Origin of the sequence: Novosphingobium nitrogenifigens DSM 19370 (assembly GCF_000192575.1) — a bacterium.
In the GTDB taxonomy this organism is placed as follows: domain Bacteria; phylum Pseudomonadota; class Alphaproteobacteria; order Sphingomonadales; family Sphingomonadaceae; genus Novosphingobium; species Novosphingobium nitrogenifigens.
The window spans coordinates 788312-800396 of sequence record NZ_GL876933.1 but is presented as its reverse complement, the minus strand read 5'-3'; the positions used below and the strand labels follow the sequence as shown (position 1 = coordinate 800396).

Annotated in this window: 8 protein-coding genes; 2 read left to right on the top strand and 6 right to left on the bottom strand. The window is 63.4% G+C overall.

What is annotated here, in order from left to right; translation table 11 throughout:
- Window positions 1-5: 5 nt before the first annotated feature.
- Window positions 6-1655 (bottom strand): sensor histidine kinase, encoded by a 1650-nt coding sequence (locus Y88_RS13680; protein WP_008070255.1) that lies wholly within the window; start codon window positions 1653-1655, stop codon window positions 6-8.
- 213 nt (window positions 1656-1868) lie between these two features.
- Here Y88_RS13680 and Y88_RS13675 point away from each other — a divergent pair, with 213 nt between their 5' ends.
- The gene (locus Y88_RS13675; protein WP_018075451.1) at window positions 1869-4238 is read left to right on the top strand and encodes a TonB-dependent receptor; all 2370 of its coding nucleotides are present in this window, start codon (window positions 1869-1871) and stop codon (window positions 4236-4238) included.
- A gap of 105 nt (window positions 4239-4343) precedes the next feature.
- Here Y88_RS13675 and Y88_RS13670 read toward each other — a convergent pair whose 3' ends face one another.
- The 5 genes from Y88_RS13670 to Y88_RS13650 all read right to left on the bottom strand — a co-directional run bounded on the left by Y88_RS13670 (window position 4344) and on the right by Y88_RS13650 (window position 11293).
- Window positions 4344-4682: a hypothetical protein gene (locus Y88_RS13670; protein ID WP_008070250.1), complete on the bottom strand. Its 339-nt coding sequence runs from the start codon at window positions 4680-4682 to the stop codon at window positions 4344-4346.
- A gap of 138 nt (window positions 4683-4820) precedes the next feature.
- On the bottom strand, window positions 4821-6104 hold the full coding sequence (locus Y88_RS13665; protein ID WP_008070248.1) for a Xaa-Pro dipeptidase: 1284 nt from the start codon (window positions 6102-6104) through the stop codon (window positions 4821-4823).
- 144 nt (window positions 6105-6248) lie between these two features.
- Window positions 6249-7622: a class II 3-deoxy-7-phosphoheptulonate synthase gene (locus Y88_RS13660; RefSeq protein ID WP_008070246.1), complete on the bottom strand. Its 1374-nt coding sequence runs from the start codon at window positions 7620-7622 to the stop codon at window positions 6249-6251.
- Between the two features lie 120 nt (window positions 7623-7742).
- Window positions 7743-10610: a M16 family metallopeptidase gene (locus Y88_RS13655; RefSeq protein ID WP_008070243.1), complete on the bottom strand. Its 2868-nt coding sequence runs from the start codon at window positions 10608-10610 to the stop codon at window positions 7743-7745.
- 98 nt (window positions 10611-10708) lie between these two features.
- Window positions 10709-11293 carry an FKBP-type peptidyl-prolyl cis-trans isomerase gene (locus tag Y88_RS13650; RefSeq protein ID WP_008070242.1) on the bottom strand — a complete coding sequence of 195 codons (585 nt, stop codon included), beginning with the start codon at window positions 11291-11293 and terminating at the stop codon, window positions 10709-10711.
- Between the two features lie 194 nt (window positions 11294-11487).
- Here Y88_RS13650 and Y88_RS13645 point away from each other — a divergent pair, with 194 nt between their 5' ends.
- Window positions 11488-12063 carry a NifU family protein gene (locus Y88_RS13645; protein WP_008070238.1) on the top strand — a complete coding sequence of 192 codons (576 nt, stop codon included), beginning with the start codon at window positions 11488-11490 and terminating at the stop codon, window positions 12061-12063.
- Window positions 12064-12085 lie beyond the last annotated feature (22 nt).

Genomic DNA, 12085 nt, shown 5'->3' with positions numbered 1-12085 from the left:
GATCCTCATGCGAACCCCATCGGCAGACTGACAACGATCGCCGTTCGCCCCGGCACGGATGTGACCGTCAGATCACCGCCCAGCCAGGCCACGCGCCCGGCAATCGAGCGCGGCTGATGCGGGACGGCAAACCCTTCGCCGTTGTCGATCATTTCGAGCCGGATCCTGCCCTCGACACAGGCCGCTTCCAGATCGATTGCGGTTGCCTTGCCGTGGCGAACCGCATTCGCAGTAACCTCGCGCAGGATCTGCTGCACTTCGAAACAAAGAGCCGCCGAGACCATGACAGGCTCTTCCACCTCGGCCACGGCAATCCTGATCATCCAGTGCCGCGCGAGATGGGCGCAAACGGCGCGCAATTCCTCTCTCAGGTCACGGTGGCCGGGCTGGATCCGGCCCTGGCGCAACTGTTCGATGATCGTGCGGACATGGTCCTGTTCGCCCGCGATTCCGGCGCAGATCATGTCGATGTCGGGTGCTATATCCTTGCCCTCGACCACGCCGTTCCGCAGAGCCTGAAGCCGGAACCTGGTGCCCGCCAATGTCTGGATCACGCTGTCGTGCAAATCGGTAGCGATCTGTGAACGCAATCGCGACAAGGCCACTTCGCGGGCAAGGGTTTCGGCATTGTCCTCGTCAAGTGCGGCGGCAATTTCCCGGGCCACGCCCTGCACGGTGAAAAGATCGTCCGAATTCATGCCCGAAATGCCGTAAAGCAGGAGTTGGCCCCGCCCGGTACGACTGCCGATCGGAATCGCAAGGCCTTCATCACCATCACGCACTGCAATCGGACCGACCGGCCCTTCGTCCTGCGTGGCACTCAGGGTCCGCCGGTCCATCAGTACGATTCGCCGTTGCCCACCCTTGCCGAAGAGGAAAGGCCGGTCGCCCGCCATCATGCCGCCGGACAGCGATAGCGATGCTCCCTCCATGGTTCCGGCCGCATGGAGATGCGGACGCGTTTCGCCTTCGTCCAACCATGCAAGGACGCCTCCGCGAGCCCCATAGGCATCCATTGCATAGCGCAACACCCCGCCGAATGCCCCGTACATCGGCGCACAGCATTGCCGTTCGTAGCGCGCCGCGCCGCTCAACTGACGACCGAAGGCAAACCACACGAGCATCACCGCGAGCAGGGCCAGCGAGCCGAAACGCCGTGCGAAACGCGCCATGTCGATCGACAGACCGCCGCGATCGACCAGCCACCCGGTCAGCAGGAACCCCAGGACCAGACCGCCCGCAATCAGCCACACGCTGCGCGCACTCCAGCGCGCGGCCGAATTGAGCGTCAGGAAGGCAAAGAAGGGGATGAAAGGACTAAAGAAATCGAGCGCCACCGCCTTGGTCAGGAAGAGCGCGGAAAGCAAGGTGATCACATCGACGATAAAGGCCGGCCGCCCGAGTTGAACTTCATACCACCAACTGCGCCAGGCCACCGCCAGCAGGATCAGGGCAAAGACCAGATACGCGACGAGCAAGGCCGCAGTTGCCGTCCCGCCAAGCCCCGCATGGGACGGCGCCATCCAGAACCACAGCACCAGAAACAGCGCCACCAGATTGCGCATTCCCGCAAGCACCAGGCCGGAATGCGATCGCGGCAGGCGCTGGTCGGCGCAGTCGTTCGTTTCGGGGGCATTCCGTTTCGGGAGAAACATGGCCGTCCTAATGCCACGAATTTCCCCCCGGTCAATCATGCCCCACCTCATGCCCCCCCCTCATGCTCGCTGCCCGTCGCAACGGCATCGACCTGTCATAAAAGTGAAGGAATGCGCGAATAGTGGGCCCGTAACGAAAGTTACAACTGTGGTTATCGGGGGGCTGTTCCGGATGACCGTCGTCGGAGGAATACAGTGAATCACAAGAGGGTCATGTTCGGGCTGCCGCTTTGCGCGTTGGTCATGCTGGGTGCAGGCGCCGCTCATGCGGCCGATGCTGCTCCGGCTCCGGCAGGTGCAGCGCCGGCAACGGATAATACCGGCCTTACCGAAATCGTCGTGACCGCCACGAAGCGCGCGACCAACCTGCAAAAGACCCCGATTGCGATCTCGGTCGTCAGCGATGAAGTCATTGCCGACCGCCACGTGCAGAGTCTGCTCGATCTGGCCGATGGCGGCGTGCCCAGCCTGCGCGTCGCGACGTTCGAAGCGCGCCAGTCGGCTCTGACCGTCGGCATCCGCGGCATCGTGCCTTTCGACCAGAACCAGACGGCTCGCGATACCGGCGTCGGCGTCTATATCGACGGCGTCTATCTCGGACGTTCGCAGGGGCTGAACGCCGCGCTGTTCGACGTTCAGCGCATCGAAGTGCTCAAGGGGCCTCAGGGCACGCTGTTTGGTCGTAATACCGAAGGCGGCGCCGTCAGCATCGTGACCCGCGATCCCAGCGGAAAGTTCGAAGGTCGTGTCGTCGCGGGCGTCGGCAATTACGGCAGCCATTCGGTCGAAGGTCACATCGACCTGCCCGAATTCCACAATATCGCCATCAAGCTCGACGGTATCGAGCAGCACCAGGATCCGACCGTCAAGAACCCTCTCGCCGGTCAGGCGGGCTGGAACCAGTACGAGCGCACCGGCGGCCGCGTTTCGGCGAAATGGACCCCGGCGCCCAATTTCTCGGCCATCGTCTCCTATGACAAGGCCAAGGACGAGAATACGCCCAATTACAGCCAGTTGATCAATTACAATCCCAACGGCCTGCCGGTGGCGACGCTGGCCCAGATCGCGGCCAACGGCAACAAGGTGCCCTCGGGCATGATTGCCCCGCTTTCGCCGCTGGTAACGGTCAGCGGCGGCAATCGCATGACCGTCGCCGACATCGGCGTGCCCCAGCAGCCCAGCGTGGACCGCACCGAAGGCACCTCGCTGCGCCTCAACTATCACGTCATGCCGAACATGGAACTGCGCTCGATCACCGCGTGGCGCACCGTGTCGACCGATCAATGGGACAATTCGGGCGGTGCGCATCGCACGGTCTTCCTGCCCAACACCTCGTTCAGCCGTTACAGCCTGTCCTTCCTCAACCAGCGTCAGTTCAGCCAGGAACTGCAACTGGTGGGCAGCATTCCGCAAGTCGAATACGTGGTCGGCGGCTATTACTTCAACGAACGGGCGCAGGAACAGGCCGCGACGCCCAGTTCGAACAAGTGGAACAGCGACGGCACCGGTTATACCATCAACAGCGAAACCATTACCGGCCCCGTCACCTCGTCCAACCAGGGGTGGGCGATCGGGCAGCAGTTCCTGCAACGCGCCAGCGAAGCCTATGCCAAGAGCTATGCCGCTTTCGGTCAGTTGACCTATACGCCCGAATGGATGGGCGACCGGTTCCACCTCACCCTGGGCGGGCGCTATACCAACGAGCACCGCCACGGCACGCTGTATCTGGTGCAGGGCGCAGCCACCGATTTCACGTTCAACCAGGGCGTGAGCCGGTTCGACCCGCTGATCGTGGCGGCCTATGACGTGAAGCCCACGGTCAACGTCTACGCCAAGTATTCGACCGGCTATCGCGCTGGCGGCGCCAACGACCGTTCGCAGACGTTCAATTCATTCTCTCCGGAAGTCGTGCGCTCGTACGAAATCGGGGCGAAGATGGATCTCTTCGATCATCATGCCCGCCTGAACCTTGCCGGTTACATGATGGACCGCACCGGGACGCAGACCGATTTCGACAATGTCGACACCAATCCGTCCAGTCCCACGTTCAATCTGCATACCGAGGAAACCCGCAACGCACCGGGCACGTCCAAGATCCGCGGTGCCGAAGCGGACCTGACGGTCAAGGCGACCAGCCGCCTCTCGTTCAACGCCTCGTACGCCTATACCTATACCCACGTTCCCGCGACGCCCAACCCGTTCCTGAACAACGCGATGTATCAGGTCTATGTGGTCTACACGCCGCGCAACGCTGCTTCGGCCGCAGTCGATTACGGCATGCCGGTGGGCCATGCGGGCACCGAAATGAAGCTGCATCTGGATGCCAACTATGCATCCTCGCAATACAGCTTCCAGAACGAATCGGTCAAAACCGACGCCAGCTTCGTGGTCAACGGTCGCCTCTCCCTCGCCTCGATCCCGATGGCAGGCGACACCCGGGCGACGTTCTCGATGTGGGCCCGGAACTTGTTTGACACCACGTACATCTATCGCCGTTCAGGCGCCAATGACGCGGTGCTGGGTGATTACGGCAACTTCAATCCGCCGCGCACGTTCGGTGGCGAAGTCCGCATCACCTTCTGAGGAATAACATAAAATCCCTCATTAAACTTGAGCGGGCGATCGCAAGATCGCCCGCTTTTTTATGTGCATGGGCCCATGTCGGGCATGCCGGACGGGATCGCCCGGTCAGCGCTGCTTCTTGGCGATGGTCGCGGTGAAGTCGGGGTCCTTGTTGGCGACCCAGTCGACGAATTTGCGGATCGCCGGGTTCGCGAGCAGGCCTTCGACATCCATGCCGTAGCGCTGCAATTCGGAATTGGTGAAATTGGCAATCAGCGTCTGCTGGCAGATCGGGTGCATGGGCACGACGTCGCGCCCGCCCCGGCTCTTGGGCACGGGATGGTGCCAGACGATGTTCGAACCGGTCGGGCGACCGCAAAGCCAGCAGGGGACCACTTCGACGGGAGTCTCCTCCTCGGTCTCGAAGTCGTCGTAAGCGGCGCGTTTGGAATGCTTGCGGGCCATGTGTCTGCCTGAAATGCGGGAGCCCCACCTATAGGCCGTGGGGCAAGGCCGCAACGGTTTCCATCGCGCGCCCTGCCCCGGAACGGGTCTGTGCGGTTATGCGGACCTGCAATGAGATGAACTCATCACAGGTTGGTATTATTTCACCACGACACCGCCCTTCATCACGTGGTCGACATGTTCGAGCGTGGAAATGTCGGCCATGGGATCCCCCGAGACCGCGATCATGTCGGCATAGTGCCCCGGCGACAGCGCGCCGACGTCCTTGCTCCAGCCGAGCATGTCGGCCGACACCGTGGTCGCCGCCTGAATGGCCTGCATCGGGGTCATGCCCCATTTGACCATGTACTTGAACTGGCGCGCGTTAAGGCCGTGGGGATAGATCCCGGCATCGGTTCCAAACGCCAGCTTGACCCCGGCCTTGACCGCCTTGCGAAAGCCTTCGCGCTGAGCGAGCGTGGTTTCGTCGTTCTTGCGCAAGTAATCGGCGGGATAGCCGTCGCGATGTCCGACTTCGTCGGTCCAGTCACCGTTGTAGATGTCCATGTCGAGATAGACGCCCTTTGCCTTGGCAAGGGCAATGCCTTCGTCGTCGATCAGGCTGGCATGTTCGATCCCGCGCACGCCGCCCCGGATCGCCGCCTTGATCCCCGCCGCGCCATGGGCATGGGCCGTGACCCACGATCCGCGCGCCTTGGCCACATCGACCGCCGCACGCACTTCGTCCTCGGTCAGCTCCTGCTGCCCGGCGACAGTCCCGATCGCAACGACGGCGCCGGTCGCGATCAGCTTGATGGAATCGGCCCCGTGCTGGAACAGGTAATTGACCTTGAGCGTGACATCGGCCGGGCTGGTGACGACCCCGACACGCATGTCGTCGGGAACATGGACTTCCGGCGCAAAGCCGGTCACTTCCCCACCGCCGCCTGGCGCCGTGATATAGGCACCGACCGCCGACATGCGCGGCCCGATGACATCGCCGCGATTGATCGCATTGCGCAGTTCAACGTCGGCAAAGGCATGGAAACAACCGACGTCATGAACCGTGGTGAACCCGGCCATCAACGTCGAGCGGGCATTGCGTGCGCCGATATAAGCGACTTCCATCGGCGAATGGAACAAGGGCTCGGCGGGATTGTTGGTCTCGTCATTGTCGGCCAGATGGACATGCATGTCGATCAGGCCGGGCAGGACGGTATAAGCCGACCAGTCGACCAGCCGGGCCCCGGCCGGCACCGCGCCATCGGCCAGAACCGCCGTCACGCGCCCGTCCTCGACTTTCAGCAACCGCGCCCCTTCGACCACGCCCTTTTCCGGATCGACGAGATGCCCGGCACGGACATAGAGCGTCTCGGCCATGGCGGGCACGGCCGCGCAAAGGGACAGGGCGGAAAGGGCGAGCGCGACGGAACGGTTTTTCATGCAGGCCCGTCTAGCCGCAGCCCCCCATGCCCCGCGAGTGCAATCGCGCGCCTTTGTTCACGCAACGCGCCGCCGCAGAAAAGAAAAAGGGGCGCGACAGTTGCCTGCCACGCCCCTTCCTGATCGGTTCGAAATCTGTGGGGATCAGGCCGCTTCGGCCTTCACCTCTGCCCGTTCCTCGTTGATCGCTTCGGCCAACAGGAATGCCAGTTCGATCGACTGCGCCGCATTGAGACGCGGGTCGCAATGGGTGTGATAGCGATCGGCAAGGCCTTCCTGCGTGATCGCAACTGCACCACCGGTACATTCGGTCACGTCGCGGCCGGTCATCTCGATATGGATGCCGCCCGCATGGGTGCCTTCGGCGCGGTGAACGGCGAAGAAGCCCTTCACTTCGGACAGGATGCGTTCGAAGGGACGCGTCTTGTACCCGTTGTCGGCCTTGATCACGTTCCCGTGCATGGGATCGCACGACCACACCACCGGATGCCCTTCGCGAGCGACCGCACGGACGAGCGGCGGCAGGCCGCTTTCCACCTTGTCGTGGCCGAACCGGCTGATCAGCGTGATCCGCCCCGGCTCGCGCGCGGGGTTGAGATCGTCGAGCAGCTTGATCAGCACGTCGGGCGCAAGGCTCGGTCCGCACTTGAGACCGATCGGATTGTCCACGCCGCGCAGGAACTCGACATGGGCCGAGCCTTCGAAGCGGGTGCGGTCACCGATCCACAGCATGTGCGCGCTGGTGTCGTACCACTTGCCGGTGAGCGAATCCTGCCGGGTCAGCGCCTCTTCGTAAGGAAGCAGCAGCGCCTCGTGGCTGGTGTAGAAATTCGTCCCCTGAAGCTGCGGCACCGTCGAGGGATTGATCCCGCAAGCTTCCATGAAGTCGAGCGCTTCACCGATCTTGTCGGCCATTTCCGCAAACTTGGCCGCCCACGGGCTCTTGCCGATATGGTCGAGCGTCCACTGATGGACCTGACGCAGATTGGCATAGCCGCCGCCCGCAAAGGCGCGCAGCAGATTGAGCGTCGCGGCCGCCTGGCTATAGGCGCGCAGCATCCGTTCAGGATCGGGAATCCGGGATTCCGGCGTGAAGTCGATGCCGTTGATGTTGTCGCCCAGATAGCTCGGCAGTTCGATCTCGCCCTGCTTCTCGACCGGCGAGGAGCGCGGCTTGGCGAACTGGCCCGCCATGCGACCAACCTTCACGACCGGCTGCTTGCTGGCGAAGGTCAGGATGACGGCCATCTGCAACAGCACCCGGAACGTGTCGCGGATGTTGTTGGGATGGAATTCGGCAAAGCTTTCGGCGCAGTCCCCGCCCTGAAGCAGGAAAGCCTTGCCCGCCGCGACATTGGCGAGGTCGGTCTTGAGCGCGCGCGCTTCGCCGGCAAAAACGAGCGGCGGAAAGCTGGTGAGGGTCTTTTCGACCGCTTCGAGCTTGTCCGCGTCGGGGTAGACGGGCATGTGCCGCGCCTCGAACCCGCGCCAGCTATGCGCATTCCAATTGCTTGCCACTTTTCCTCATCCTTCATCCGGCCCGAATGGGGGCCGGATGCGGAAATAGGCGCACGAGGCGACAATTGAAAGCGGGGCGTTCCGTTCACAGTGATCGAAAAGCGCCAATTATCTTGCCCATCAATGTTTTTCGGGCAGCACTTCGACCTTCCACGTCGTGTCGGGATGCAGGTAACGACGGGCAAGCGCCTGCATCGCCTCGGGCGTGGTCTGCGACGAATCGCGCAGGATCGAGGTCAGATCGGGGAACTTGCGCGGTTCGAAAGCCCCGCCCTGAAGCTGGTCGAGGTAAAAGCCGTTGCCGGTCGAAAGGCGCGTGATCCACTGCTTCATCGGCTCGGTCACGCGTGCGATCTCGTCGGCGCTGGGCGGCGCATCGGAAAGGTCGGCGGCGATCTTTTCGGCGGCGGCGAAAAAGGCCGCGAGGTCGCCGGGGCGCAATTGCGTCATCGCCGCAAAGTAACCGCCCGAAGGCACGTCGAGCGGCCAGGCCGAATTGACCTGCGGGGCATAGCTCGCCCCGATCTTTTCGCGCATGACGTCGAACAGGCGGTTCTGGAAAATCTGCGACAGCAATTCGAGCTGCCGCGATTCATGCACGCCAACGCGCCCGCCGCCGGTCGGCCAGGCAACGACCGCCGCAGCCGTATTCGCGTCGCCGCGATGGGTGAGAACCAGCGGTTCGGCATTGTGCGCGGGCAAGTGCGGCGCCAGCTTCATCGGCGAAAGCGGATCGCGCGCGCCGAGGGCACCGAACGTGCGATTGAGCGCCGCGATCGTCTTGTCGCGGTTGAAATCGCCGAAGATGTCGACTTCGATCGGGCCCTGCCGCAGCAAGGCTTCCCATACCCGCCGGAACCCTTCGGGGGTGGCCTTCGACAATTCGGCCGGATTGGGCGTGGCAAAGCGGGGATCGCCGTCGCGCAGCAACCACGGCAGGTCGCGCTGCAGGACTTTCATCGGCGCCGAATTGGTGCTCTCGTACTGCAACTTCGACGCGGCCAGCGCGCGCAGCACGGGGTGTTCATCCCAGCGCGGCGAGGCCAGCTTGGCCGCGAAGAGATAGAGTTGATCGTCAAGGTCGGCGGGACGGGTATCGGCCGAGAACCCGAAGGTGGTATCGCCGATGTCGAAATCGAGGCTCAACTTGCGTCCCGTCGCCAGCCGGTCGAGATCCTCGCGCCCGAGAGTACCGAAGCCGCAATCCATGAGGGCGATATCGCCGAGCTGGGCATAGACGGCATCCTTGGGATCAATCGCCGCATAGCCTCCGCCGAAACGGACACGCACGATGATCCGGCCCGGTTCGGCATCGTTGGGCCACAAAAGCGCGCGCACTCCGTTCGACAGTTCGACCCGTTCGATCCCGAGCAGGCCGGTCATGACCGAGGACGCGACCTTGCCCGGCGTGCCGAGCGCAGGAAGATCGGCGAACTTGAGCGTGGTCGCAGCGACGCGACTGCCCGAGGCGGCATCGACCGGGCTGGTCAGCGCGACACGCAGGTCTTGCGCATTGCCGTCACTGGCCTTGGGCGTGACGAGGACGGCGCGTTCGACAGTCCCGGTAAAAAGGCTGCGGGTATGGGCCAGCACCGCTTCGGGCGTGAACAACGGCAGCGACTTGCGGAAGATGGCGTAGACGGTGTCGGGATTGGCGACCGTTTCGCGGATGTCGACCGCCTCGACGATGTCGTCGGCCAGTTTCGATCCGGCCTGCGTTTCCTGCGTTTCGACGGGCACTTTGTAGCTGACGTCGAATTCGGCCAATTCGCGCTGGATTTCCTCGCGACTGGGCGGCGTCTTGAGCGCGTCGGCAATCACTGCGCGTACATCGCGCACGGCGGTTTTCCAGTCGTCGCCAAGCGGCGTGATCGTGATCAGGGTCGCGTCGGCCGAACGGCTGATGCGGTTTTCATCGACGGACGCGGCCAGGAAACTGGCATTGCCGCGCGCCCGGGCCTCGAGCCGCCGGTTGATCAGCGACAGGGCAAGACGGTCGATCATGTTGCCCTGGTTGTAGACGATGGTGTCGTTGACCTTGTGCCAGGGGCGCAGGATCGCGGCGTTGAACACGCGCGGCAGATCCGGTTCGACGATGACGGCGGTTTCGCCCACCGGATTTTTGGGATCGCTGCCGACGGGAGCGACCGGCGCTCCGAAATCGGGCTGCGGCGGCTTCTTGCCCACCGCTTTCCAGTCACCGAACCACTTGGTCAGTTCGGCAACCAGCACGCTGGTATCCGCGTCGCCCGACACCACGATCACGGTATTGTCCGGGCGATACCACTTGTCGTGGAAATCCTTGACGCTCTGGGCCGTTGCCGCCTGCAAGGTCGCGACCGTGCCGATGGGAGAGCGCGCGGCAAGCGGCTGCCCCTTGAAGAACACGCCCCGGGTAGCATCGACGACGCGGCTTTCGGCTCCTTCGCGCTCGCGCATTTCGGCCAGCACGATCGGCACTTCGGTATTCACCCCTTGCGGCGTGAAGATCGGCGCGGCGATCATGCCCGACAGCAGCTTGAACGTCTCGTCGAGCGCGGGCGGCGTCGCGTTGGGAAGGTCGAGCTTGTAGACCGTCTGCGTCGGGCTGGTCTCGGCATTGGTGTCGCTGCCGAATGTCGCGCCGAGCTTCTGCCAGGTCGGGATCGCTTCCCCGCCTTTCAGGTATTTGCTATCGCGAAAGGTCAGGTGTTCGATGAGGTGCGCATAGCCGCGCTGCGCCTCGGTTTCGTACAGCGAACCGACGTCGGCGATAATGCGGATCGACACCTGCCCCGGGGGAACGCCGTTGTGCCGCACGACATAGCGCAAACCGTTGGGCAGGACGCCGAATACCCATTGCGGATCATGGGGAACGTCCGACCCGACATAGAGCCAGGGCACATGCGCGGCAGGTGCGGCCGATGCCACTCCCGGAGACAGAACGCTGCCGACAAGAAGACTTGCGACCAGACCGATGCGGGCGATGCGCCGAGGGAAAGACACCATATCCCGTCTATAGGGCGGGGGAAAATGAAGGACCAGTGAATAGGCCGGGCATATCACCCTACCCATTCACCGGTCTGTCCGGATCCTCCCGCAGACGATCAGTGCGTCACCGCCGTTGCCGGCTTGTCGGAAGCAGCGGCCGAACCGGCGGCGCCCTGCGTTGCCTCGGCCTGCTTGCGCAGGGCTTCTACTTCCTCGACCGTCTTGGAATCGACCAGTTCGATCTGGAACACGAGGTCGGAATTGGCCGGGACGGATTCGCCCGCGCCTGCCGCACCGTAGCCGAGCGCAGCAGGGACGCAGAGGCGATAGATGCTGCCGCGCGCCATCAACTGCACACCTTCGGCAAAGCCGGGAATGACGTTGTCGAGATTGAGCGGCGTCGTCATGTTCTGATCGAAGACGGCCCCGGTCGCGGCAAGATACCCGATGTAATTGATGAGGACGAAGTCCGACTTGCCGGCCTTGGGCCCGGTTCCCTGCTGAAGAACAGTATAGCCCAGGCCCGAGGCCGTCTTGAGCGAACAGGCGCGCATCGATGCACCGACGACAGGCTGCAAGGGCAACTTGATGATCGCGGGCGCAGCCGGGGCCGGTGTCGCGGCAAAAGCGGGCAGCGGCGCCACGGCAAGGAGGGCAACGGCGCCAAGGGCGCGGGCGAGTCGCGAGCGGATCATGGTCATGACCGGCGGCCATAAGCTGCGCGGACGCGCCCCGCCAGCGGGGAAACATGCAACGCCTGTGTCGCACCGATCGAACCGGCAATCGCGCGCAAGTCTAGAGACCGGCACCAGAACCTTGGTCGAACCTGCAAATTGGCGCGGTTTTTACCACTTCCAACCCTTGACCCTCGCCCCCCCTGTTCTAAATGCAAATCATGTTCATCGAGACCGAAACCACGCCGAATCCCGCGACGCTCAAGTTCCTGCCGGGCGAGATCGTCATGGCGGACGGCACCCGTGAATTCACATCTGCCGAAGAAGCGGCGATCTCGCCACTTGCCGACGCGTTGTTTTCATTGGGAGATGTGACGGGCGTTCTGTTCGGCCGCGAATTCGTGTCGGTGACGATCGCTCCCGGTTCGGCATGGAGCGATACCAAGCCGCAAGTGCTGGCCGTCCTGCTCGACCATTTCGTGTCGCAGGCGCCGCTCTTCGTCGCAGCCAGCGCCGGATTTTCGGTTCCGGCCGAAGAGGACGAGGATTTCGGCGACGATCCGGCCGATGCGGACATCGTCGATCAGATTCTCGACCTGATCGAAACGCGCATCCGCCCTGCTGTCGCCAATGACGGCGGGGACATTTCCTATCGGGGCTTCCGCGACGGCGTCGTTTACTTGCGCATGCAGGGCGCCTGTTCGGGCTGCCCCTCGTCGAGCGCGACGCTCAAGAACGGGATCGAGGCACTGCTCAAGCACTATGTTCCCGAAGTGAACGAAGTCCGCGCCGCCTGATCCGGCCCTGATCCAGCCCGGC